We start from the raw sequence: 24,840 nt of genomic DNA on the forward strand, positions 1-24,840 counted from the left end.
TCCGCAAGACGCTTGCGCTCTGTTCCTCGGCGTAGCGGTACATAAAGTTGCAAAAGACGCAACTTAAGTACCGACGCTCGGAAAGGCTTGCTTCATAACAGTGTATGCTGTGATATATGCCGGTGACTTTTGATATTGTTATCTGAAAATGCTGTTGCATTCAGTTTTTTATGCCTGTTGGGCTCTATCTGAAAACAAGAATTATTTAAAATTGAAGCTGGTCGAGGTTTTTGCCGTAGGCCGGGAGGAAGTCAGACAGAAAGCGTTCAACCTCCGGAAGGTCGGCAGCCAGCTTGTCGACAGCGATCTTTGTGGATTCGTAGGCGCTGGAGAATTCCGGATTGCCGACAGAGGTTTCTTCCATACATTTGATAAGAGCAGATAGTTTATCTGCCGCTTTTACAAGCTTCCAGATATATTCATCTCCGGACTGGCGGAAGAAGAGTGGTTCATACTGTGGTTTCATTTCATCCGGCAGTTTGTTTAACAGCTTGTAGCAGGCTGTTTTCTCGATCATTTTAAAGGATTCCTTGATAGCATCGTTATAATACTTGACCGGTGTCGGCATATCACCGGTTATGATCTCTGAAGCGTCATGGTATAGTCCGATCAGAGCAGCCCGCTCCGCATTCAGATCCTTTTCATAATAGGTATTGCCGATCACGGCAAGTGCATGAGCGATAATGCTGACTTCCAGACTGTGCTCACACAGATTTTCTTCTCTGGTATTCCGCATCAACGCCCAGCGGTCGATGTATTTCATCCTTGAAATCATAGCAAAAAAATTATATTCCATCGTTATCTCCTTATTAAATAATTGTGAATATATCTGCAAAAAAATAAGAAAGTAAATTATATTTGGACAGTTTGACTTACCAAAACAGGGGCATTTGAGTCCGCCGGTACTCACATTTCGTACTTAGTGAGTGCTTGCACGAGCTTAGAACGAAAGCGCACCCCTGTGGTGTGATGGTGCATTAGCAGCATCTTAGTACCGCTGCAGGAGTAACTGAGACCTTAGCGAGGCTTAGCCGAGGTTAGTTCGAAGTTACACAGAGTGGAAACGAGTGGGAACGTCCCCTGGTTGGTAAGGTCAAAAGTGTCCAAATATATTATGCTATTTCCATCTTTTGCAGATATATTCACAGGTTAGCTCACTCCTTGTGGAAAAATCCGTACACCGCTTCGGCGGCATTCCGGTTCATGGATGGCGCCTGCATCAGTTCTTCGATGGATGCCTCCCGGATCCTTGAAATATCCTTGAAGTACCCCATCAGATCCTTTCGTCTGGCAGGGCCGATGCCCGGTATATCCTCAAGGATAGAATGTACCTGAGATTTGCTCCTGAGGCTTCTGTGATATTCGATGGCAAAACGGTGGGCTTCGTCCTGCAAACGGGTAACCATGTCAAATGCCTGTGTATTCTTTGGAAATTCCACTTCTTTATTGTTATAATACAGTCCTCTGGTCCGGTGGTAGTCATCCTTTACCATACCGCAGACCGGAATATTCAGATGTAGTTCGTCAAGAACCTCCAGGGCAATGTTGACCTGTCCCTTACCACCATCCATCATAAGGATGTCAGGATAGACCTTAAAACGTTCATCGGTAAATCGTCTTGTCAGAACCTCGCGCATACTGGCGTAGTCATCCGGTCCGTCGATCGTTCTTAATTTGAATTTGCGGTATTCATTTGGCCTGGCTTTTCCATTTTCAAAGACCACCATCGAAGCAACCGAATGGTAGCCGCTGATGTGCGAGATATCGAAGGCTTCCAGCCGTTTGGCAGATGGGACACCGATCAGTTCTGCCAGTTCCTTTGCAGCACCTTCTGTTCGAGCCTGCTCCCGTTTCAGCTTTTCAGTATCCTGTGTCAGAACAAGAAAAGCATTGTCACGCGCAAGCTTTAACAGCTTAGCTTTGTCACCTTTTTGAGGTGTGAGGATGTGTACCAGATTTCCCCGTCGTTCGCTTAAGTATTGTTCGATCAGCTCCTGCTCATTTACTTCATGCTCCAGAATGATCTCCTTAGGGAGAAATGGAGTAGAAGCGTAATACTGTTTTAAAAATGCAGCCATAATATCTCCATAAGATTCCGACTGCACACCGGTCATATGAAAATGTTCTCTGCCGATCATCTTGCCGTTTCGGATGAAAAAGACCGAGATAACGCCTTCGTTCATGTTGTTGGTAGCCATCGCGATCACGTCACGGTCATCGGTTGTTGTGTTGTCAACACGCTGCTTTGATGCGATGTGCTTGATGCTTTCGATCAGATCACGAACCTCTGCCGCCTGTTCAAATTCCATATCGGCTGCCAACTGTTTCATCTTTTCTTCCAGTTCTTTTACCGTCTGCTGGTGATGCCCGGTCAGAAAATGGATTGCCTGTCCCACCTGTCTGCTGTAGTCCTCTTTTGAGATGTAACCCTGACAGGGAGCCTTGCACTGTCCGATGTGGTAATACAGACATGGACGATCCAGCCCTGTTTCCTGTGGCAGCTTTTTGTTGCAGCTTCGCAGATGATATAGTTTTTTTAACAGATCAATGGTATCCTTGACAGCACCTGCATTAGTATAAGGACCAAAATATCTGGCGTGATCCCGGTGCATCTGATGCGAGAACAGAATACGAGGGAAATCCTCGTTGACTGTGATCTTGATGTATGGATAGCTTTTGTCATCCGTAAGCATTGTATTGTAGTGCGGACGGTGTTCTTTGATCAGATTACATTCCAGCACCAGTGCTTCAATTTCAGATTCGCAGATGATATATTCAAACCACGCGATGTGGCTGACCATTTTTTCGATTTTAGGTGAGCGTTTATATCCTGACTGAAAATACTGGTGTACCCGGTTATACAGATCAATGGCTTTGCCGACATAGATGATTTCATCGGTCTTGTTATGCATCAGATAGACACCCGGTGTATGAGGCAGTTTTTTTAATTCTTCTTCAAAATTAAACATACTTTGAATTCATATCCTTTCCGCTGCGTATTCTAAAAACAGCAGATTCACACATAGAAATCAGTATAACATAAGATTCAGAAAACAGGTGGCTTTTTTTCTGAAAAAATAAATTGATGAATTGACGATAAATAGGTTGTAGAATATAATGAAACAAGAACTGAAACTAGGGAAAACAGGAGGAGAAGATGGTTTATAGTATAACAGTATCCAAACTCATAGAGAAAATGAATCTGAAGAATTATACACCGGAGATCGATACCGATAAGGTGCTGATCCAGGATCCGGGTATGAACCGCCCGGCGGTACAGTTTGGAGGATTCTTTGAACATTTTGATGCAGGACGTATCCAGATATGCGGAAATGTAGAACATGCCTATATTGCGGCGATGCATACAGAGGAAGAAAATATCAAGATCATAAATGAATTTTTCTCATATAAGCCGCCGTGTCTGATATTCTGCAGAGATCTGGAACCATATGAATTTATTATAGAAGCAGGAAAGAAACACGGAGTGCCTGTCCTCACATCAAGTGCTGTTACATCTGCATTTGTTCATGAGGTAGATCGTTGGCTCCATGTAGAACTGGCACCAAGAATATCCGTACATGCTGTACTGGTCGATGTATACGGCGAAGGTGTTCTGATCATGGGTGAGAGTGGTATCGGTAAATCGGAGGCTGCTCTGGAGCTGATCAAGAGAGGGCACCGTCTGGTTGCAGATGATGTGGTTGAGATCAAGAAGGTCAGTGATGCGACGCTGGTTGGACGAGCACCGGATATTACCAGACATTTTATCGAGCTGCGTGGTATTGGAATCATTGACGTAAAATCACTGTTTGGTGTAGAATGTGTAAAGCTGGATCAGAACATCGATCTGGTCATCAATCTGGAAGAGTGGAGCAAGGATACGGAGTATGACCGTCTGGGACTGGAAGACCAGTACACGGAATTTCTTGGAAATAAAGTCGTAAGTCATAATATTCCGATCCGTCCGGGCAGAAATATCGCGATCATTGTTGAATCTGCAGCGGTTAACCATAGACAGAAGAAGATGGGATATAATGCGGCACAGGAATTATATAACAGAGTGACGCAGAATATTATGAAGGGCAATGCAAATAAGGAGGAGCAGTAGAAAAATGGCAAACTATGTATTTGGAGTAGATATCGGAGGAACAACCGTAAAGATCGGTCTGTTTACAACACAGGGTGAGATGGTTGAGAAATGGGAGATCACAACAAGAACAGATGAAGGCGGAAAATATATCTTAAGCGATATCGCAGCATCTGTTGAAGATAAACTGGCAGAGAAAAGGATCGAGAAGTCTGATGTAGCAGGTGTTGGAATGGGTGTTCCGGGTCCTGTAAAGGCAGACGGCACGGTTATCAAATGTGTAAACCTTGGATGGGGAATCTTCAATGTAGAAGAAGAACTCAGCAAATTATTAGACCTTCCTGTAAAAGCCGGAAATGATGCAAACATGGCAGCGCTCGGTGAGATGTGGCAGGGCGGCGGAAAAGGCCATAAGGATATCGTAATGGTAACACTTGGAACCGGTGTCGGCGGCGGTATTATTTTAAATGGAAAGATGCTCGCGGGAACCAACGGTGCAGGCGGTGAGATCGGACATATTTGCGTAAATGACGACGAGACAGAAGTATGCGGATGTGGTAACAAGGGCTGTCTGGAACAGTATACATCAGCAACCGGTATCGTTCGTATGGCAAAGATCATTTTAAATACAACAGACAAGCCATCCAAGCTTCGTCAGATCCAGTACATTTCAGCAAAAGAGATCTTTGATGCAGCAAAAGAAGGTGATGAGCTTGCAGCAACACTGGTAGAAAATCATGGAAAGGTTCTTGGAAAAGCACTTGCCCAGATCGCATGTGTAGTAGATCCTGAAATCTTCGTAATCGGTGGTGGCGTATCCAGAGCAGGAGATATCCTGATCGATACAACTGCAAAATATTTTGCACAATATGCATTTCATGCATGCAGACAGACCAAGTTTGCACTTGCTACACTTGGTAACGATGCGGGTATGTATGGTGGTGCGTGCAGTATACTGAATCAGTAAAAGTATTAAGTAAACTATGTGAAATTACATAAATCGGGTTGAAACGCCCTGAAAATTCTATACATTTTTAATATTGAATTCTAAAAGCCTTTAATGTATGATATTGTATGGTAGTGTTTGAGATTTTGAGAAATCAACTGGAACAGCATGCAAAACCTTATGTTAAAGGCTTTGTTTTGTCTATCAGGTTTATAAGATTCTTGAGAATCCGGAATAAAAACAGGTCAGGAGTTTAAAATTATATGACATCGTTTTATGAGAGCGCAGCAGCGATCACAGGAGAAAACAGAATAAAAACAAAAGAACCTTTGAACCGATATACAACCTTCCGGATCGGTGGAAAAGCAGATTTTATTGCTGAACCGGAGAAACCGGAGCAGATCGCAGAGCTTGCAGACCTCTGTAAAAAGGAAAAAGTTCCGTTTTTTATTATGGGAAATGGAAGCAACTTACTGGTATCAGATGCTGGCTATCGTGGAATGATCATTCATATAGCAGATGGAATGTCTAGGATCACGGTGGAAGGAACAAGGATCACTGCGCAGGCAGGTGCATCCCTGATTAAAACTGCGGTAACAGCAAAACAGCACGGACTGACCGGAATGGAATTTGCATCTGGTATACCGGGTAGCGTTGGCGGTGCTGTTTATATGAATGCAGGAGCATATGGCGGAGAGATGAAGCATATTATCACATCTGTAAAGGTGCTGGATCAGGATGGACAGATCTATGAGATCGCGGGTGCAGATATGGAATTCGGCTACCGCCACAGCAAGGCAGAACAGGATGGCCTGGTTGTGCTGGAAGCTGTAATTGAACTTCAGACCGGAGATATGGATAAGATAGATGAAGAGATGAAACGGCTGGCAGAAGCGAGAATCTCAAAGCAGCCACTGGAATATCCGTCGGCAGGATCAACTTTTAAACGACCGGAGGGATATTTTGCAGGAAAGCTGATCATGGATGCGGGACTTCGCGGTTATACTGTAGGAGGAGCTCAGGTATCAGAGAAGCATTGTGGTTTTGTGGTGAACAAAGGCGGCGCAACGGCGGCTGATGTTATGCAGTTGGTAGACGATGTAAAGAAAAAAGTAAAAGACAGTTCCGGTGTGGATCTGGAGCTTGAGATAAAGACACTGGGGGCATTCTAGGATGAGATTTGTAATTGTGACAGGAATGAGCGGCGCAGGAAAGACAACAGCGATGAAAACGCTGGAGGATGCAGGATACTTCTGTGTGGATAATCTTCCAATCCAGCTTATTAAGCGTTTTGCGGAAATTGCATATGATGAACAGATTCAAGTTGATAACGTGGCGATCAGTGTCGATATCCGGAGTGGAAGAGCGTTAAGCCAGTTGAATGCCTGCTTAAATGACATGAAAGAAAATGGATACCAGTATGAGATCCTGTTTATGGAATGTTCAGATGAGAAACTGGTAAAACGGTTCAAGGAAACAAGAAGGAATCATCCATTATCTGCAAAGAACGGAAGGATCATAGATGGTATCAAAAAAGAAAGAGAACTGATTGGCTTTATCAAGGATGAAGCCGATTATATCATAGATACAACGAATTTGTTGGTTCGGGAGTTTAAATCTGAACTGGATAAGATCTTTGTGCAGAATATGGAATATGGGAATTTTATCATTACCATTATGTCATTTGGCTTCAAATATGGAATCCCAAGAGATTCGGATATTGTGCAGGATGTAAGATTCCTGCCAAATCCTTATTATGATGAAGAATTGAGACCACTGACCGGAAATGATAAGGTGATTCAGGATTATGTCATGAACTGTAAGGAAGGACCGGAATTTCTGGATAAATTTATAGATCTGGTACAGTTCCTGATTCCGAATTATATTAAAGAAGGCAAGAACCAGCTTGTTATCTCGATCGGCTGTACCGGTGGCAAACACCGTTCTGTAACGATCGCGAATGAAGTATATAGTCGTCTGCAGAAATCCACATACACTGTGAGAATATATCACCGTGATATCGGAAAAGATGCAGTCGTAAAGAAATTGTAGAACAGGAGTGAGACATATGTCCTTTTCCTCGGAAGTAAAAGCAGAACTTGCGAAGAATATCAGCAGTGCCAGACACTGCAGGATCGCAGAGCTTTCAGGAATGATGTCGATGGTGGCAGATGTATGGTACAGGAATGGTTCACTCTTTAAACTCTGTATAACGACAGAACGCAGTATTATAGCAAAGACGATGGCAGCTTTGATCAAGGTATTATTTGATATCCGTATGGAATGTTCCGTAAAAAGAACCGGGAGCAACAGCCGAATCTACCGGATGGTGTTAGATCAGCAACAGGAGATCGAACGGATGATGCAGACACTGAAGCTCTCGCCTGATTTTGGGATATCTCAGAATGGCGTAGCAAAGGTAAGCTGTCAGGATATGACAGTCAACCGGATGGTTGTGCAGCAGCAATGCTGCAAACGGGCATTTATCAAAGGTGTATTTATGACATCCGGATCGGTCAGTGATCCGAAGAAAGGATATCATCTGGAGATCGTCTGTAATAATGAGGATCGTGCCGGAATGATCGGGAAGATCATGGCGGAGCTTGATATCGAAAGCCGTGTCATTGCCAGAAAAAAGTATAGTGTCTGTTATATAAAGGATGGAACCATGATCGTTGATATGTTGAACATCATGGGCGCTCACATTTCTTTAATGAATATGGAAAATGTGAGAATATTAAAAGATATAAGTAATAATGTAAACCGCAGGGTAAATTGCGAAGCAGCGAATCTGAATAAAACAGTCAGTGCGGCTGTCCGACAGATCCAGGATATCAATTATGTGATAGAAACAAGAGGTATCACATATCTTCCGGATAATCTGCGGAGTCTTGCAGAACTCCGGCTGGAAGAACCGGATGCGTCGCTGAAAGAATTAGGCGAGATGATGAATCCTCCCATTGGAAAATCGGGAGTCAATCATAGATTAAGAAAAATAAGTGAAATAGCAGAAGACCTAAGACAAAAGTCGTATGTGTAGGAGGAAAAAATGTTAGAAAGAACAGTTAAGGTAGCCATGACCGAAGGAACCGAAGAAAGACCAGTGGCAGTGCTTGTACAGATCGCAAGTCAGTATGAGAGCCAGATCCATCTTGTATCAGATGACAAAAAAATCAATGCCAAGAGCATTATGGGCATGATGAGTATGGGATTTACAGAAGGACAGGAGATTACGGTCATTGCAGATGGAAAAGATGAAGCAGCAGCAGTAAAGGAGATCTCAGAATATCTGACAGCGAATGCATAAAATCTTCTGTTAATTAATTGGTGTTTTTATTGCACGCTTTGGTTGAATGTGATAAAATCAGATTATTAATGGATATGTGTCATCGGAGGAAGCAGATATGGGATTTTTTGATGGGATTTTTAAGAAAATACCTTTCGTGTCCAGATTCTCGAAAAAGAAAGCGCCGGTTAATAATGTAGAGTTACAGTATAACAAGGCTATGAATCTTATGGATAATGGTGATTCTGAAGAATCTGTTAAGATACTGGAACAGGTTGCAGATATCGGTATTATGGATACCCAGTACAAATCATATGGAGATGATGCCCTTCTCGCACTTGCTGAGTTTTATGAAAAGGGTGTTTACCGCAACGCAAAAATAAATGTAGATATGAACAAGTCTACAAAATACTACGAGAAGTATGTGAATCAGAACCGTGATGGTGATGTGATATACAAGCTTGCTAAGATGATGCTGGAAATCCAGAATTTTTCAAAGGCAATCAAGTACTTCGAGATGGCAGCAACGGATTATGGTATCAAGGCAGCATACATGAGCCTTGGTTCTATTTATGAAAGCGGTCTGAACCGGATTGATGAATATGGAAATAAGAGTGATTTCGTCGTTCCTGTTGATCTGGAAAAGGCAATGCAGTGGTATAAGAAGCTTGCTGATGCCGGTGATGCAAAGGCAAGGGCATCTTATGAGCGCGTGTTATATGCAAGCACACATGAAGACAGTCTGGAATTTGAGGAAAAAGATAAGCTGTATACGGAGATTTCCCAGAGAAGAAAAGAAAAGGGAAAAGAGCCACGATATAAGGTGATCGAGGCATCCAGGTTACAGTATCAGTATTCCTATGTACACAATCAGGTGGAAGGATATATCCACAAACTTCCAAAAGACTGGGTAAAGACGATTAATGAGTCAACCGGTGAAGAATATTACGCACCAAGCCTTACATATAAAGACTTTGCAATCTATGTTTATTATGACAGTATACCAAAGGATTCTAAGAAGACGTTGGAAAACTATCTGAGATATTGTAATGATGCATTTGACGAAGATTTACAGTTGAAAGCATATATTACAGAGTATGCAGATGGTATCTGCACGACATACTACCATAAGGATATGGAAAAGGGTATTGTTTCATTTGCGTTCTATCAGGGAAGACGACTGGCATGTATGCGTTTCGTATGTGCAACGATGGAGATCATTGAACAGTACGAGGAGATTATCTTCGAGGTAGCAAACTCATTTGCATTTATTGATCCGACACTGGTCAGTGAAGAAAGTGCAAACCGGAGAGATATGCAGTATTACAATGAAGCAATCTACTGTTACTATCTGGAAGATTATGAAGGTGCCATGAAGGCTGCAAAGCAGGCACTGAAGTTTGGAAGCATCAAAGCAAGTTATCTGCTTGTAGAGCTATACTATGATGAGGACAGCCCATACCGTGATCTGGAAAAGACGATTAGTTATGCAAAGCAGTTGTTTGAAGCGACGAAGGATCCGGAACTTGCGTTCCTGATTGGTAATGTATACGATCAGCAGATGAAAGATTACATGAAAGCTTTGAACTGGTACGAGAATGCAGAACGGCTGGGACATAAGCGAGTTGCATTCTATCTGGGACGTATTTATTATTATGGATTACTCCGTACCAAGAGAGATGGAAGAAAGGCTCTGGAATATTTCAAGAAGGCAAGAGAGAACGGTATACCGGAAGCAGAAGGTTATATCAAGGATCTTGAGGAATTGAAGGGTGAAGATCTCCAGACGGCCGTTGAGAAATGGGAAAGAGCGGTTCAGGCAGGAAGTGAATCTGCAGCAATTAAGATCGCAATGATGAAACAACAGCAGATTTTCTATATAGCAACGCCGTACGAGATTGAGAAAGCATATCTGGAAGCACTTGGACTTGGAAGTGCCAGAGCAGGATATGAACTTGGACGTATCTATCAGCTTCAGGAGAAACAGGAAAACTATAAGGGCGAGATCAAGAGTATCAAGTATTTTGAGAAAGCCTTTAATGCGAACTTTGATGACTGGGATAAGGAAAATCTGTTCAGAGTTATTAATTACAAGGTTGAAAAGGGACTCGATAACGAAGAGGCTATCAAGCTCTATATCGAAAATGCAAGTATGGGTTACGTTCCGGCTATCGAAAAGCTGTTTGAACTGGTTCCGTTTACAACACAGCAGATCTGGAGTTTGTATGATGCACTGATCGAGCTGGCAGAGACCGGTGATGAGACTGCTATCGTAGCGATGAACAAACTGGAAATGCATTATGTAGATCTGATTATCCGTGAACCGGGTAAGGGACAGAAGATTGTGGAGAACAAGTTTTTCCGCTTATGTGTTCCAAAAGAATGTTCAGCAACGATCAATGATGAAGGCGGTACGATCAAGCTCGCCGATTCTGTTGTTGAATTTGCGGTGGCTGAGATGCCTGTCAATGCGACAGCAGAGCAGGATTATCTGAAGATTTATAAACTGATTGTATCAGAATATCTGCCAGATGAGAATGCAGAGGTTATTATTGCGAACTCCAGAATGATCGGTTCTGCGATCAGAAGTTCGAAGGATAACATCCATACATACAGTATTCTTTTGATCAGCTCAAAGAATCAGTATATCTTTAAGCTTAGTTCGAAGGACAGACGGGAGATGATGCAGTTCAAAGATGTATTGAACACGATTGCAAAATCTCTGGTTGAGACTGGTGAGATCTACAAAGCAACAGGTGAAAACAGAAAGAACATTGGTCTTGCATTCCTTCTTAAGGCAAATGAGAATGGATTCCTTTCGATAGGAAAAGATGCTTAATAGAATTTAGAACAATATGTTTTAAAGCAGTATCTTGCCCGGAGAATAATTCTTCGGGCAAGTGTCTGTTGAAGCAGCATGTAGAAATGACAAATGTGTTTGTCGTAGAGGTGAGTACAAATGTTTAGAAATATCATGAACAATCTGGCAACATGGTATGAGATTGGAGAAAATAAAGCAGCACTCATTAGAGGAGGAAAGTTTGTAGGAAAGACATGGGCAGCCCTTGATTTTGCTACAGGTTTTTTTGATGAACACATTCTTATCGATCTGGAGCAGTATCCGGATTTTTGTCAGTATATTTCAAAGGAGAGAAAGCCGGAGAAACTACATGCGAAATTAACAACTTCATTGGATAAATATGACTTTCAGGGAAAGTTATTGATTTTTGATAATGTACAGCTTAGTACAATGGCGGTTCCGAATCTGGTAGAATATGCCAGGGTAAGCAGCGGCGTGCGAATCTGTATGCTTGCAACAGTGAATGGAATGTTGCCGGGTGAAGCAGAATGCCAGGATGATCTCTTTGTGTATGAGTTAACGCCGATGACCTTTGATGAGTTTTTAAAGGCAGGAAAAGGCAGAAAGCTCTGGAAGTACATTGAGAACCAGAGACTGGAAGGATTGCCGGAGGAGGTACGGGCAAGCGTAGATACGATGCTGGATGCATTTTTAGTGACCGGGGGAATGCCGGAAGCGGTAAATGCATATTACAAAAATGAAAATTTTGAAGAAGTTGACGGTATTTTGCAAAAAACACTTGACAAGATGACCGAATATATAGTAAAAGTAACACCGAAGAAACTTTTAACAAAGGTGATGCTGATCTGGAACAGTATTCCTGTTCAGCTTACCAAAGAGAATAAAAAGTTTATGTACGGATACGTAGATCCAAAGGCGAGAGCCAGAGAGTATGAGTCGTCAGTTGACCATCTTGTACGGATCGGAGTTGTCCGTCAGGTGTACCGTGTAAAACATGGTATATTGCCACTTGCAGAGCAGGTGGATGAAAAGTCCTTTGAGATCTATCATTTGGATCATGGACTTTTAAGGATTATGGCAGGCATTCATTATTATGATATAGATCAGACCAATATCGTTGATACGATGGATGGCATGATAGCCGAGCAGTATGCGATGGAAGAATTATATGCGAATAAGAATATTGGCAGGTTGTTCTTCTGGATATCATCTGCAACAGCGAAGGTTGATTTTGTGTATGAAGGTGATGGTGAGGTTGTACCGGTTGATGTACAGACAGAGCCACATACGAAGGCACAGAGTTCCAAGGTGTTCAAGCAGAGATATAACAATGCAACGTCTATCAGAATTTCAACAGATGACATGTATATGAATAACGGACTTTTAAATGTTCCGCTATACGGCATCTGGAACTTTTAACAAACGCCGAAATAGCTCAGTTGGTAGAGCAACGCATTCGTAATGCGTGGGTCGAGGGTTCGAGTCCCTTTTTCGGCTTTGAACCTTATACCCCGAAACCTAAGAGAAAGCAAGGGATTCGGGGTATTTTTATGTCTTAAAATGGTTTTAGGGGCAGTTTAGGGGTAGAATTATGAAATTAAATTATAATAAAGCAGAGGTATTATCCGTTTTTAATGGATGATAAAAATAATCGCAATTTTTCTCAGGTAACTGCTTTCTTGGGTGTTGGCAAAAAGGGCAAAATGAAATACAATAAAAAGATGGATAATATTTAGAATAAAATCGGAGATGAAACGTTTCATGAACATGAACTGGTATAAACATTTGAAAACGATCAACCATCATAAGTGGCTGGTTATGAAAAACTGCTTCCGGGTAGGCTTATATAAACAGGGACTGCTGCATGATCTGTCCAAATACTCATGGGCGGAGTTTTCAGTGGGTGTGAAGTATTATCAGGGAGACCGAAGCCCGAATGATGCGGAACGAGAGGATAAAGGCTATACAAGTGCCTGGCTGCACCATAAAGGAAGAAATAAGCATCATCTGGAATACTGGGTAGATTACAGCACCGATCATTCCGGTGCGTTAGCGGGCTGTAAAATGCCGGAAAAATATGTAGTTGAGATGTTCTGTGACCGGATTGCAGCAAGTAAGAATTATAATAAAGAGAAGTATAACGATTCTTTCCCATTGGAATATTTCAGAAAAGGTAAGGCTAGAAAGAATCATCTGCTCCATCCGGAAACGGATGCATTGCTTGAGAGTCTGCTGGTTATGCTGGCAGAAAAAGGGGAAGATTATACTTTTGACTATATACGGCGGGAAGTATTGCATAATAAAAAACCGAAGAAAAATAGAAATAAGATCGTTATTGACAGTAACGTCAGACTGGAGAAAGTAAACAAACGGAAGAGAGGCTGAAAAGCCGGAGGGATAAATATGGATTTTACACATTTACATGTGCATACAGAATATAGCTTGCTGGATGGATCGGCGAAGATCAAGAGTCTGGTAAAGCGTGCGAAGGAACTGGGGTATGATTCACTTGCGATTACCGATCATGGCGTTATGTATGGAGTTATTGATTTTTATGAGGCAGCAAGGGCAGAGGGAATCAAGCCGATCATAGGCTGCGAGATCTATGTCAGTCCGGGGTCACGATTTGACCGTGAGAATACCAGAGGTGAGGAACGATATTATCATCTGGTGCTGCTCGCAGAGAACAATCAGGGATATAAGAACCTGTCTAAGATCGTATCCAGAGGATTTACGGAGGGCTTTTATTATAAGCCAAGAGTAGATCTGGAAGTGCTGGAACAATACCATGAGGGCATTATCGCGCTTTCAGCCTGTCTGGCGGGGGAGGTTGCCGTCAATTTAAGAAAGAATAACTATGAAGGAGCGAAAGAGGCAGCACTCCGTCATTTGAAGATATTTGGAGAAAACAACTATTTCCTTGAGATGCAGGATCATGGGCTGGCAGAACAGGCAACGGTAAATGCGGGTGTTATGCGGTTGTCCAAAGAGCTGGGTATTCCGATGGTCGTAACGAATGATTCTCACTATATACTTGCGGAGGATTGGGAGGCACACGATATCCTTCTGTGTATCCAGACAAACCGGAAGGTACATGAAGAAGATCGTATGCGCTATACAGGTGGACAGTATTATCTGAAATCCAAGGAAGAAATGTATGAGCTTTTCCCTTATGCGAAGGAGGCTCTTGCAAATACACAGAAGATTGCAGACCGTTGTAATGTAGAGATCGTATTTGGCGAGCAGAAGGTGCCGGAATTTGATGTGCCGGATGGACTGACGGCCGAGGAGTATCTGGAAAGGCTCTGTATGGAGGGAATCAGGAAGCGTTATAACCCGGTAACACCGGAGTTGATGGAGCGTCTGACCTATGAGATCAATACGATCAAGAAAATGGGATATGTAGATTATTTTCTGATCGTATCGGACTTTATAAGATATGCAAAGGATCATGGGATTGCTGTCGGACCCGGTCGTGGATCTGCGGCAGGCAGTATCGTAGCCTATTGCCTTGAGATCACAAATATTGATCCAATCCGTTATAACTTACTGTTTGAACGATTCCTGAACCCGGAGCGTGTATCCATGCCTGATATCGACGTGGATTTTTGTTACGAGAGAAGGCAGGAAGTTATCGATTATGTTGTCCGTAAATATGGAAAAGAAAAGGTCGTACAGATCGTAACCTTCCAGACGATGGCGGCACGAAATGTTATCCGTGATGTTGGTCGCGCACTGGATCTCCCATATGCACTTTGTGATGCGGTAGCAAAGACGATCCCGATGGAGATCGGCATGAATATTGACACAGCTCTGAAGGTTAGCAAGGATCTGAAAGAGATGTATGAGGAAAATGCAGATGTCAAACAGTTGATCGATATGGCAAGAAAGTTAGAGGGACTTCCAAGAAATACCGGTATGCATGCGGCCGGGGTCGTGATCGGCAGAGATTCTATCGATGAATATGTACCGCTTGCAAGAGGCGGTGATGATTCGATCATCACCCAGTTTACAATGACAACGATCGAGCGATTAGGACTTCTGAAAATGGACTTTCTTGGACTTCGTACTCTGACCGTTATTCAGGATGCAGTAAAGTTTATAAAGCAGGAGACCGGCGTTGATATTGATATCGATCATATCGATTATGATGATAAAAAGGTATTCGAGTTGATTACGTCAGGTAAGACAGAGGGTATCTTCCAGCTTGAAAGTTCCGGTATGAAGAACTTCATGAAGGAGTTAAAGCCTCAGAGTCTGGAAGATGTCATAGCCGGAATCTCTCTGTACCGCCCGGGACCTATGGATTTTATTCCAAACTATATCAATGGTAAGGAACATCCGGAGAAGATTACCTATGACGTGCCGGAGCTTCAGGAGATTCTGGAACCAACCTATGGCTGTATTGTATATCAGGAGCAGGTTATGCAGATCGTTATGAAGCTTGCCGGATATACACTAGGACGAAGCGATCTGGTGCGCCGTGCCATGTCAAAGAAGAAAGCAGATGTCATGGCGAAGGAACGCCAGTATTTCGTATATGGAAATGAAGAATTAGGAGTGCCGGGCTGTATCGCCAGAGGCATCCCGGAAGCAACTGCAAATAAAATCTTCGATGATATGACGGATTTTGCAAAATATGCATTTAACAAATCTCATGCAGCAGCATATGCGGTTGTTGCCTATCAGACAGCATTTTTAAAATGCTATTATCCGGTTGAATTTATGGCGGCGCTGATGTCATCAGTAAAGGATAACAGTTCCAAGGTGGCGGGTTATATTCAGTCCTGCCGCCAGATGGGAATCCAGATCCTGCCGCCGGATATCAATGAAGGCTACAGCGGCTTCTCAGCAGCCAAGGGTGCGATACGATATGGCATGTCAGGGATCAAGAGTGTCGGAAGTGCAGTAGTAGACCGGATTGTAGAAGAACGGGAGGCAAATGGACCGTATAAAGACATGAAGGACTTTCTGGTTCGTATGACACCGAAGGAGACCAATAAGAAGACGGTAGAAGCATTGATCCTTGGAGGTGCATTTGACAGCTTTGGTGTGAAGAGACGCCAGATGATGATGGCATATCCGATGATGATCGATGAAGTCTATAAAGAGCGGAAAAATTCATCTGCAGGACAGATGTCATTTGCAGAATTTTTTGGCGGTGAGTTTGCAGAAGCGGCAAAGACGAAATTTCCGGATGTAGAGGAATATGACGAGCAGGAGAAGCTGGCACTTGAGAAATCTGTGCTTGGTATCTATATATCCGGCCACCCGCTTCTTGATTATGAGAAACTGATGAGTGAGAAAACGGCATTTTCATCGGTGGATTTCATGATCGATGAGGAAGAAGGACGGGCAAGAGTTCCGGATCAGAGTATCTGTATTCTTGGCGGCATGGTAGCAGGTGTTACGGTGAAGCTGACAAAGAACAATCAGAACATGGCATTTGTTACGTTGGAGGACATGGTCGGACAGACGGAGATCATTGTATTTCCAAAGAAATATGAAGATTACCGGGAGAAACTGACGACAGATAATAAGATCTTTGTAAAGGGTCGGGCGACGGTTTCAGAGGAGGACGCGAAGCTGATCGCGGAAGAGATCCTGACCTTTGATGAAGTGGCGGCAGGAAATGATTTCAGCCGTTATAATAACAGTGGCAGGAAGAAGCCTCGCAGAGAAAATACAGGAAAACCGGAATTTATAGAGGGTGATCTGCAGGTCTGGGTATGCTTTGATGATAGAAAAGAATATGATGAGCTGGAGAAAGAGTTCCTGTCAATCCTGGAAGAATATAAAGGAAACTGTCCGGTATATATATTCATCAAACAGGAAAAGCAATACAAGAATATGGGAAGGGGCTTTATGGTAGACGGAGCTTCCGGTATCGTAGACCGGCTGAAGCTGGAATATGGTGTCAGCCGTGTAACCGTTCGTCCGAATAAGAAGAAATAGCAGCGGTCGTGTCTGGATTGCTTACATGGCAGATTCTGAAGGATTGCTGGAAAAGAAAATGACAGGAGGATGCAGGTATGGAGATCATTACTGCAAATTCAAATCCTAAGATAAAGAATATCAACAAGTTAAATAAAAATGCGGCATTCCGCAAAGAAGAACAGGTATTTATAGTAGAAGGAAGCCGTATGTTCCGGGAACTTCCGGTTGACCGGGTAAAGCAGGTGTTTGTATCGGAAACGGCATATAGAAAATATGAAGCGGAGCTTTCTGTAAAAGGGATCACAGAACAGGACGGACGACTGGTTGTTGTATCAGACAGTGTGTTTCAGTCGATGTCACAGACGAAAACCCCGCAGGGACTTCTTGCTGTCGTGGATAGATATCATTACACGATGGATGATTTGATTTCTGTGATGGCTAAACATGAGGGGGGAAACACTTTTTTGGTGCTGGAATCCATACAGGATCCCGGTAATCTGGGTACGATCGTGCGGACAGCAGAGGCTGCTGACGTTACAGGTATTATCATTGGAGGGGATTCCTGTGATATATACAATCCTAAGGTGGTACGATCTACAATGGGAACGATCTTCCGGGTGCCATTTGTCTATGTGGATGATCTCATGGGTACGGTTGACAGGTTAAAGGAACATGGAATTGTTGTCTATGGGGCGCATCTGGACGGACAGGATCTGTACGCGGGAAAACTTGAAAAGAACAATGCATTCCTGATTGGAAATGAAGGAAACGGTCTGACCTATGAACTTTCTGCAAAGGCTGACCGCCTGATCCGTATTCCGATGGCAGGTCAGGTGGAATCCTTAAATGCTGCAATTTCAGCGACACTTCTTGCATATGAAGCATACAGGCAGCGAAAATGATCGGATAATAGACAAAACAAGACAAAAAAAGGCAGCATATCTTCTGGTATATAAGAATATATTTTATGGTATACATTCGAAGGGATATACCAGAAGGGAGAAAAAGCATGGAAAAAACATTAAACAATAACCAGGTGATCGTAGCGGGGGAGATCGCGTCAGACTTTACGTTCAGTCATGAGATCTTCGGAGAGGGATTTTATATGGTGGATCTTGTTGTTGCCAGACTGAGTGATACCTATGACGTAATACCACTTATGGTATCTGACCGGTTATTTGATGTAGAAAATTCCCATATTGGGGAAAAGGTGGTTGCAAGAGGACAGTTCCGTTCTTATAACAAACATGAGGAGACGAGAAACCGTCTGATCTTATCGGTATTTGTCAGGGAGATATCGGTACTGGATGATGAGGAGGACGAAGCGGAAAACAAACCAAATCAGATTTATCTGGATGGTTATATCTGCAAGGAGCCGGTGTACCGTATGACACCACTTGGAAGAGAGATTGCAGATATTCTGCTTGCAGTTAACCGGGCATATGGCAAGAGTGACTATATTCCATGTATCTGCTGGGGCAGAAATGCAAGATTTGCAGGGAAGCTGAAGGTAGGGGAGCATGTTGCGGTCTGGGGCAGGATCCAGAGCCGGGAATATCAGAAACGGATCGGGAATGACCAGATCATCAGCAAGACGGCTTATGAGGTATCTGTCAGCAAAATGGAATGTCTGGAGTAGCACGGCAAAGGGATGGTAAAGCAATGAACAGGCAGGGAAAAGAAGTTGTTACATATTGACAGAAACAGACAGGAATGATATAGTAATTTTATCTAATGGAAAAAAGAAAATTCAGTAGAGGCGCGGTATTTATCAGTAAATATATGGATATATATGGAGGTAGATGATATGTGTTGAAAGGGGATACCGCCGAAGGAAGCAGTTATCCATAGGGCTGTAACCTGGTTGTGCAGCGAATAACTGTATGACTGTCATCGTCACAGATGGAGGGCTACTTTTTCAGAAAGTATATTATTTCTAAAGGTCGGCGCTCGCGTGCCGGCCTTTTATACTGTATAGAAGAAGTAAAATTGATTCCACGAGGATTTACAGGTTTTAGATTTTAAGGAGGAAAAATTTATGTCAATTTTTGAAGGTTCAGGTGTAGCGTTAGTAACACCATTTAAGGAGAATGGCGAGGTTGATTTCGATAAGATGAAGGAGCTTGTTGAATTCCATATTGCAAATGGTACAGATGCCATTATCGTATGTGGAACAACAGGTGAAGCATCTACATTATCACATGAAGAACATCTCGCATGTATAAAGGCATGTGTAGAATATGTAGATCACAGAATCCCTGTTATCGCAGGTGCAGGTTCTAATTGTACAGGAACAGCTATTTACCTTTCTACAGAGGCAGAGAGCTATGGCGTAGATGGATTACTGTTAGTAACACCATATTACAACAAGGCAACCCAGAATGGTCTGATCGCACACTTTACAGCTATTGCGAATTCTGTAAAGATTCCAATTATCTTATACAATGTACCATCCCGTACAGGATGTAACATTCAGCCGGAGACAGCAGTTACACTTGCAAAGACTGTACCAAATATCGTAGGTATCAAGGAAGCGTCCGGTAATATCGCACAGGTAGTTAAGCTTGCAAAACTGGCAGATGGCTGTATCGATATTTATTCCGGTAACGATGATCAGGTAGTACCACTCCTGTCATTAGGTGGAAAGGGTGTTATCTCTGTAACAGCAAATATTGCTCCAAGAGATGTACATGATATGGTTAAGAAATTCATGGACGGCGATGTAAAGGGAAGTCTTGATATCCAGTTAAAGACGATCGATTTGTGTGAGGCACTGTTCTGTGAAGTAAATCCAATTCCTGTTAAGAAAGCAGTTGAGCTTATGGGCTTATGCGGCGGAACAATGAGAATGCCATTAACAGAGATGGAACCTGCACATGTAGAGAAGTTAAAGGCCGCAATGACAGCGTACGGCTTACTTTAGAATAAAAAGAAAATACAGATGATCCAGTAGAGGATTAGGCTGTATGATATAAACAAAGATGGACAGAAGGGATACAGGAATCTGTCTGTAGTATATAAAATCCCGCAGGTTCTGCGGGATTTTTGTTTAGTTTGCGGGTACTCAGCCAAAGCTCATGTCTGCATGAGAGATTTGGCGGCTGCTACGGCAGAATGAGAAAAACACAGGATAAATGGAGGAAAAGAAAATGGTTCGAATTATAATGCATGGATGTAATGGTAAGATGGGACAGGTGATCACAGGACTTGTAGCGGATGATCCGAATGCACAGATCGTTGCAGGCATTGATATCGCAGATAACAGAGATAACGGATATCCGGTATTTACAGATATTAAAAAGTGTGATGTGGCGGCAGATGTAATCGTTGACTTTGCAGCAGCAGTAGCAGTGGATGCACTTCTTGATTACAGTGTGGAAAAACAGATCCCGGTAGTTCTCTGTACAACCGGTTTAAGTGATGAACAGCTTGCAAAGGTAAAAGAATGCAGTGCAAAGGTTGCAATCTTAAAGTCAGCCAATATGTCACTTGGAATCAACACTTTGATGAAGCTGTTAAAGGATGCCGCAAATGTATTTGCACCGGCAGGCTATGATATCGAGATCGTTGAGAAGCATCATAACCAGAAGGTAGATGCACCATCCGGAACAGCGATAGCACTTGCGGATTCTATTAATGAAGCAAGAGGCGGAGAATATGAATATGTCTACGACAGAAGTCAGGTCAGAAAAAAGAGAGATAAGAAAGAGCTTGGTATCTCAGCCGTTCGTGGCGGAACGATTGTTGGAGAACATGAGGTCATCTTTGCGGGAATCGATGAAGTGATCGAGTTCAAGCATACAGCATATTCCAAGTCAGTATTTGCAAAGGGCGCAGTAGAAGCCGCAAAATTCCTAGCAGGAAAACCGGCAGGCATGTATGATATGGCAGATGTGATAGGATAGGAGAAACAATGAAACCAGAAAAGGTTGTATTATGTGCTAGTTCGAAGTACGAACAGAAATTTTATCTGAATGAGGAGTTTAAAGGACTTCCGGAAGAAATAAAAAAAGAATTAAAAATCATGTGTGTATTGTTTACAGAGGATGTAGGTGGTATACTGAGGCTTGAATTTGACCAGGAGGGAAGCCTGAATCTTGTAACAGAAGCATTTGATGAGGATTTGTTATATGATGAGATCGGATGTGAGTTGAAGATCAAGCAGTTACAGAAGGACAAGCAGCAGTTGTTTTCCAGTCTGGAATTGTTTTATAAGGTATTTTATCTGGAAGACTATTAGAGGTGAGAGATGCTATTTGCAATTGATGTAGGAAATACGAATATCACGATGGGATTATTTGACGGAGAAAAGTTAGAGAAGACATTCCGTATGACGACGGGAATATCGAGAACTTCAGATGAGTTTGGTGTATTTTTGGGAGAATTGCTTCGAATGAGAAATCTTCCGTTAGATGTAATTGATGAAGTTATTATTGCATCTGTAGTACCAAATGTGATGCATTCCCTGACAAATGGAATAAGAAAATATTTTAAGTTAGATCCTCTGATCGTGGAGCCTGGGGTAAAAACAGGTATTAATATTACGATTCCAAATCCAAGACAGCTTGGTGCAGACCGTATCGTAGATGCGGTAGCAGCGTACCATATGTATGGCGGACCTGTGCTGGTGATCGATTTTGGAACTGCAACCACATATGATCTGGTAAATGGAGATGGTTCATTTATAGCAGGTGTAACTTCACCGGGTATTCGCCTGGGTGCAAATGCATTATGGAGCGGAACAGCGAAGCTGCCGGAAATTGAGATCAAGGTGCCGGATACGGTACTGTGTAAGGATACGATCTCCAGTATGCAGGCAGGTGTATGTCTTGGCTATATCGGACAGACAGAATACATTGTAAAGCGTATGCGGAAGGAATCCGGCTTTGATAATATGAAGGTTGTTGCGACCGGTGGACTTGGTAAGATGATTTATGAGAATACCGACTGCATCGATACCTATGATCCGGATCTGACACTGTATGGTCTTCGAATTATTATGGATAAACAAAAACAGGCATAGGAGTATTTATGGATTTTACGAATAAACTTGTTTTGGCGCCAATGGCTGGGGTGTGTGACCAGCCATTTCGTTTGTTGGCGAAAGAACAGGGCTGCGATATTTTATATACGGAAATGATCAGTGCAAAGGGACTGTATTATAATAATAAGAATACAGTACCGCTTCTTGCGGTATCGCCGGCAGAGGATCCGATCGGTGTGCAGCTGTTTGGTTCGGATCCGGAGCTGCTTGCAGAGATGGCGAGGAAGATCGAAGACCGTGGATTTGCATTTGTCGATGTGAATATGGGATGTCCGGTTCCAAAGATTGTAAATAACGGCGAGGGATCTGCACTGATGAAGGATCCGTTGCTAATAGGAAAGATCGTGTCGGCAATGACAAAAGCGTGTAAGCTGCCAATCACGATCAAGATCCGCAGCGGCTTTGACAGTGGGCATATTAACGCGCCGGAGATTGCACATATAGCAGAGGAAAGCGGTGCGGCTGCTGTGGCTGTTCATGGCAGGACCAGAGAACAGTATTATCACGGACATGCAGACTGGGGCGTGATCGCAGACGTGAAAGCGGCTGTGAAGATTCCTGTGATCGGGAATGGTGATATTCTGACTCCGGAGGATGTAATTCGGATGAAAGAGCAGACCAACTGTGATGCCTTTATGATCGGAAGAGGTGCGCGTGGCAATCCATGGATCTTCCATGAATTAAAGACATACTTTGAGACAGGAGAGATTCCGGCAAGACCGGATAAGCAGCAGGTGAAGGAGACGATGCTTCGCCATGCCAGACTGATGATTGATTTTAAAGGGGAATTTACAGGAATCCATGAGATGCGGAAGCATGTGGCATGGTATTCGGCAGGTATGTATGATTCTTCCAGACTTCGGAATCTGATCAATCAGGTAGAGAACTATGACGAGATGGTGGAACTGCTTGATGCATGGACAGATGGAATGCTGCTTTAAGTCATGTATGAATCCGCAGGTGTGTCAGACGTTGTTTGGAGTTATAATATAATACGTTTAGATGCAGTTATGATACAGTTTTGAAAATGTTTTAACATAATTAATAAGGATAATAGAAACAAATAGAGATGATTTTGAAATATATGCAGCCGGATGCGTGCGTGATTCAAAATTATTTCTATTTTTTTTAAGAAAAAATGCACTTTTGATGCTAAAATTTAAGAAATTACCTTCGTGGAAGTGTCCAATGTGCTAAGTTGTTGCATAATTGTTAAGATGCTAAAATGTGCAATATACACAATTAATTAATGCACAAATTGGTTATAAATACCACGAAATAATGATGAAAGATTTTGTAGCTACGACATAATTGATAAAAATGGCTGGTTTGCTTGACCTTTTGATTGTCAGGCATTATAATAACGATACAAACAAGAGTTAATCTTTTTGTAACAATTTCGAAACCGAAAAGAAATTAAGGAGAGAATATTATGAAGAAATTTTCAAGCTCCAGCCAGATGTTTTCTGAGAATCTTAAGAAATATCTGAAAAGAGCAGGTATTGCTGTAGTATCCACTTCCCTTGGAGTTGCATCTGTGATCGCATTTGCATCCGATGAATCCAAACTCCATTCCGATGCAAAAATGATAGCTGTATCCCAGCTTGAATCTACAGCAATTGAAGATACTAAGGTTGAATATTCTAAGATTGAATACACAGATTTACAGAAGTCGATCAAGGACGCTGAGTTATCAGCTAAGATTGAGAAGACCGGAAAAGTAACAGAAGCAGTTGCATTGGCAAAGAAAGAAGAAGTACCGACAGAGGATGCCACAATAGCTACAGAAGCAGAGCTTGCTTTTGCTGAGAAGGAAGATACAACAAGTGCAAACCTCGTAGAGGATGTTACAGAAGAGACTGCTGAAGAACCAACAGAGGAAGCATCCTCCGCAGATATCACTGCAGAAGATATTACAACCGAGCTGGTAACAACAGAGGACACAGAAGTAACAACTACAGAAGAGACAGAATTAGCAAAGTCAAACGGTAAGAAATCAAAGAAGAATACAACAGAGGCTACAGATAAGAAGCAGCAGACAGGAATCGAAGCAACAGAAGCTACAGAGGAAGCAACAGCAGGTGCAATTCTTGTAGAAGATGACAGCTACCAGCCAGGAACTTATCTTGGTACATACACAACAACAGCTTATTGTGGATGTTCTCGTTGCTGTGGTAAGTCCGATGGAATTACAGCCAGCGGTACTTATGCAACAGAAGGAAGAACCATTGCAGCACCAAGCAGTTTTGCATTTGGTACAGAGCTTATCATTGATGGGCACACATATGTCGTTGAGGACAGAGGTGGTGCAATTCATGGTAACAGAATTGATATTTTCTTCTCAAGCCATCAGGCAGCTTTAAACTACGGAAGAAGAACTGTTGATGTATATGTTAAATAATTCAGTATAGACAGAGCGGGACAGAACCCAAAAGGTTCTGTCCTTTTTTGCGCAGCGAGTAGACCATGCCCTGCTCACTGTGTGGCAACGATAAAGCCCATGTATGGTAACAGTTTTCTATGATCGGTTATGACTCATTTCGTTTCTATTCGATACACTCATCTATTTGTCAGCAGTCGCCCTAACTCACCCTGCGGGTTCAGACAAGGGCTTGGTGCTGACAGCTAGAGTGTATCTCATTACGAAACTACATGAATGTCATTCCCGATCATAGAAGACTGTTACCATACATGGGCTTTATCTGTTATACATGTTATG

Annotated in this window: 20 protein-coding genes, 1 tRNA gene and 1 riboswitch; of the genes, 19 read left to right on the forward strand and 2 right to left on the reverse strand. The window is 42.6% G+C overall.

The genetic code is table 11. The annotated features are described in order from the left end of the window. Positions 1-205: 205 nt before the first annotated feature. Both yfbR and uvrC read right to left on the reverse strand, forming a co-directional pair. A complete protein-coding gene (gene yfbR, locus DWY07_RS12055; protein WP_117808482.1) occupies positions 206-796 on the reverse strand; it encodes a 5'-deoxynucleotidase in 591 nt (196 codons plus the stop codon). A gap of 358 nt (positions 797-1,154) precedes the next feature. After that, a complete protein-coding gene (gene uvrC, locus DWY07_RS12060; protein ID WP_117823370.1) occupies positions 1,155-2,969 on the reverse strand; it encodes an excinuclease ABC subunit UvrC in 1,815 nt (604 codons plus the stop codon). Positions 2,970-3,157: 188 nt separating this feature from the next. On the opposite strand from uvrC, the gene hprK reads away from it, so the two are divergent. The 19 genes from hprK to DWY07_RS12155 all read left to right on the forward strand — a co-directional run bounded on the left by hprK (position 3,158) and on the right by DWY07_RS12155 (position 24,522). After that, entirely contained in the window at positions 3,158-4,108 is a 951-nt protein-coding gene (hprK, locus tag DWY07_RS12065) for an HPr(Ser) kinase/phosphatase (protein WP_008401344.1), read from the forward strand. 4 nt (positions 4,109-4,112) lie between these two features. Then, the gene (locus tag DWY07_RS12070) at positions 4,113-5,054 is read left to right on the forward strand and encodes an ROK family glucokinase (RefSeq protein WP_021944834.1); all 942 of its coding nucleotides are present in this window, start codon (positions 4,113-4,115) and stop codon (positions 5,052-5,054) included. Between the two features lie 242 nt (positions 5,055-5,296). Next, entirely contained in the window at positions 5,297-6,205 is a 909-nt protein-coding gene (murB, locus tag DWY07_RS12075; protein WP_117823372.1) for a UDP-N-acetylmuramate dehydrogenase, read from the forward strand. A gap of 1 nt (position 6,206) precedes the next feature. Then, a complete protein-coding gene (rapZ, locus tag DWY07_RS12080; protein WP_117808479.1) occupies positions 6,207-7,085 on the forward strand; it encodes an RNase adapter RapZ in 879 nt (292 codons plus the stop codon). Positions 7,086-7,101: 16 nt separating this feature from the next. Next, entirely contained in the window at positions 7,102-8,073 is a 972-nt protein-coding gene (gene whiA / locus DWY07_RS12085) for a DNA-binding protein WhiA (protein WP_021944837.1), read from the forward strand. A 9-nt stretch (positions 8,074-8,082) separates the two neighbouring features. Further along, positions 8,083-8,340, forward strand: coding sequence for an HPr family phosphocarrier protein (locus tag DWY07_RS12090; RefSeq protein WP_021944838.1), 258 nt, complete (start codon positions 8,083-8,085; stop codon positions 8,338-8,340). A 97-nt stretch (positions 8,341-8,437) separates the two neighbouring features. After that, the gene (locus tag DWY07_RS12095; protein ID WP_021944839.1) at positions 8,438-11,158 is read left to right on the forward strand and encodes an SEL1-like repeat protein; all 2,721 of its coding nucleotides are present in this window, start codon (positions 8,438-8,440) and stop codon (positions 11,156-11,158) included. A gap of 120 nt (positions 11,159-11,278) precedes the next feature. Continuing rightward, the gene (locus DWY07_RS12100) at positions 11,279-12,559 is read left to right on the forward strand and encodes a DUF4143 domain-containing protein (RefSeq protein ID WP_226801065.1); all 1,281 of its coding nucleotides are present in this window, start codon (positions 11,279-11,281) and stop codon (positions 12,557-12,559) included. Between the two features lie 5 nt (positions 12,560-12,564). Further along, positions 12,565-12,637: transfer RNA gene (locus DWY07_RS12105), tRNA-Thr, on the forward strand. 270 nt (positions 12,638-12,907) lie between these two features. Beyond that, positions 12,908-13,525, forward strand: coding sequence for a DUF5662 family protein (locus DWY07_RS12110; protein WP_242997373.1), 618 nt, complete (start codon positions 12,908-12,910; stop codon positions 13,523-13,525). 18 nt (positions 13,526-13,543) lie between these two features. After that, the gene (locus DWY07_RS12115) at positions 13,544-17,095 is read left to right on the forward strand and encodes a DNA polymerase III subunit alpha (RefSeq protein WP_117823374.1); all 3,552 of its coding nucleotides are present in this window, start codon (positions 13,544-13,546) and stop codon (positions 17,093-17,095) included. A 77-nt stretch (positions 17,096-17,172) separates the two neighbouring features. Further along, positions 17,173-17,979: a 23S rRNA (guanosine(2251)-2'-O)-methyltransferase RlmB gene (gene rlmB, locus DWY07_RS12120; protein ID WP_173788954.1), complete on the forward strand. Its 807-nt coding sequence runs from the start codon at positions 17,173-17,175 to the stop codon at positions 17,977-17,979. 107 nt (positions 17,980-18,086) lie between these two features. After that, entirely contained in the window at positions 18,087-18,716 is a 630-nt protein-coding gene (locus DWY07_RS12125; RefSeq protein ID WP_242997360.1) for a single-stranded DNA-binding protein, read from the forward strand. 107 nt (positions 18,717-18,823) lie between these two features. After that, a riboswitch (Lysine riboswitch) is annotated at positions 18,824-18,998 on the forward strand. Positions 18,999-19,115: 117 nt separating this feature from the next. Beyond that, positions 19,116-20,000 carry a 4-hydroxy-tetrahydrodipicolinate synthase gene (dapA, locus tag DWY07_RS12130; RefSeq protein ID WP_021944845.1) on the forward strand — a complete coding sequence of 295 codons (885 nt, stop codon included), beginning with the start codon at positions 19,116-19,118 and terminating at the stop codon, positions 19,998-20,000. 226 nt (positions 20,001-20,226) lie between these two features. Further along, positions 20,227-20,982: a 4-hydroxy-tetrahydrodipicolinate reductase gene (dapB, locus tag DWY07_RS12135; protein ID WP_021944846.1), complete on the forward strand. Its 756-nt coding sequence runs from the start codon at positions 20,227-20,229 to the stop codon at positions 20,980-20,982. A gap of 8 nt (positions 20,983-20,990) precedes the next feature. Further along, positions 20,991-21,317: a DUF6145 family protein gene (locus DWY07_RS12140; RefSeq protein ID WP_008401359.1), complete on the forward strand. Its 327-nt coding sequence runs from the start codon at positions 20,991-20,993 to the stop codon at positions 21,315-21,317. A gap of 9 nt (positions 21,318-21,326) precedes the next feature. Then, positions 21,327-22,100 carry a type III pantothenate kinase gene (locus tag DWY07_RS12145; RefSeq protein WP_021944847.1) on the forward strand — a complete coding sequence of 258 codons (774 nt, stop codon included), beginning with the start codon at positions 21,327-21,329 and terminating at the stop codon, positions 22,098-22,100. Positions 22,101-22,108: 8 nt separating this feature from the next. After that, positions 22,109-23,062 (forward strand): tRNA dihydrouridine synthase DusB, encoded by a 954-nt coding sequence (gene dusB / locus DWY07_RS12150; RefSeq protein WP_117823378.1) that lies wholly within the window; start codon positions 22,109-22,111, stop codon positions 23,060-23,062. A gap of 491 nt (positions 23,063-23,553) precedes the next feature. Then, complete coding sequence (locus DWY07_RS12155) at positions 23,554-24,522, forward strand: 3D domain-containing protein (RefSeq protein ID WP_226801067.1); 969 nt, start codon at positions 23,554-23,556, stop codon at positions 24,520-24,522. The last annotated feature ends 318 nt before the right edge of the window (positions 24,523-24,840 follow it).

This window comes from Clostridium sp. AF23-6LB (assembly GCF_003461085.1).
Lineage (GTDB): Bacteria > Bacillota > Clostridia > Lachnospirales > Lachnospiraceae > Coprococcus > Coprococcus ammoniilyticus.

Coding starts and splice junctions, on each gene's coding strand:
- DWY07_RS12100 (WP_226801065.1), top strand. CDS start 11,279: ATGTTTAGAAATATCATGAACAATCTGGCAACATGGTATGAGATTGGA.
- yfbR (WP_117808482.1), bottom strand. CDS start 796: ATGGAATATAATTTTTTTGCTATGATTTCAAGGATGAAATACATCGAC.
- DWY07_RS12070 (WP_021944834.1), top strand. CDS start 4,113: ATGGCAAACTATGTATTTGGAGTAGATATCGGAGGAACAACCGTAAAG.
- whiA (WP_021944837.1), top strand. CDS start 7,102: ATGTCCTTTTCCTCGGAAGTAAAAGCAGAACTTGCGAAGAATATCAGC.
- DWY07_RS12125 (WP_242997360.1), top strand. CDS start 18,087: ATGGAAAAAACATTAAACAATAACCAGGTGATCGTAGCGGGGGAGATC.
- uvrC (WP_117823370.1), bottom strand. CDS start 2,969: ATGTTTAATTTTGAAGAAGAATTAAAAAAACTGCCTCATACACCGGGT.
- DWY07_RS12115 (WP_117823374.1), top strand. CDS start 13,544: ATGGATTTTACACATTTACATGTGCATACAGAATATAGCTTGCTGGAT.
- dapB (WP_021944846.1), top strand. CDS start 20,227: ATGGTTCGAATTATAATGCATGGATGTAATGGTAAGATGGGACAGGTG.
- DWY07_RS12095 (WP_021944839.1), top strand. CDS start 8,438: ATGGGATTTTTTGATGGGATTTTTAAGAAAATACCTTTCGTGTCCAGA.
- DWY07_RS12090 (WP_021944838.1), top strand. CDS start 8,083: ATGTTAGAAAGAACAGTTAAGGTAGCCATGACCGAAGGAACCGAAGAA.
- DWY07_RS12110 (WP_242997373.1), top strand. CDS start 12,908: ATGAACTGGTATAAACATTTGAAAACGATCAACCATCATAAGTGGCTG.
- dusB (WP_117823378.1), top strand. CDS start 22,109: ATGGATTTTACGAATAAACTTGTTTTGGCGCCAATGGCTGGGGTGTGT.
- dapA (WP_021944845.1), top strand. CDS start 19,116: ATGTCAATTTTTGAAGGTTCAGGTGTAGCGTTAGTAACACCATTTAAG.
- DWY07_RS12145 (WP_021944847.1), top strand. CDS start 21,327: ATGCTATTTGCAATTGATGTAGGAAATACGAATATCACGATGGGATTA.
- hprK (WP_008401344.1), top strand. CDS start 3,158: ATGGTTTATAGTATAACAGTATCCAAACTCATAGAGAAAATGAATCTG.
- DWY07_RS12155 (WP_226801067.1), top strand. CDS start 23,554: ATGAAGAAATTTTCAAGCTCCAGCCAGATGTTTTCTGAGAATCTTAAG.
- rapZ (WP_117808479.1), top strand. CDS start 6,207: ATGAGATTTGTAATTGTGACAGGAATGAGCGGCGCAGGAAAGACAACA.
- murB (WP_117823372.1), top strand. CDS start 5,297: ATGACATCGTTTTATGAGAGCGCAGCAGCGATCACAGGAGAAAACAGA.
- rlmB (WP_173788954.1), top strand. CDS start 17,173: ATGGAGATCATTACTGCAAATTCAAATCCTAAGATAAAGAATATCAAC.
- DWY07_RS12140 (WP_008401359.1), top strand. CDS start 20,991: ATGAAACCAGAAAAGGTTGTATTATGTGCTAGTTCGAAGTACGAACAG.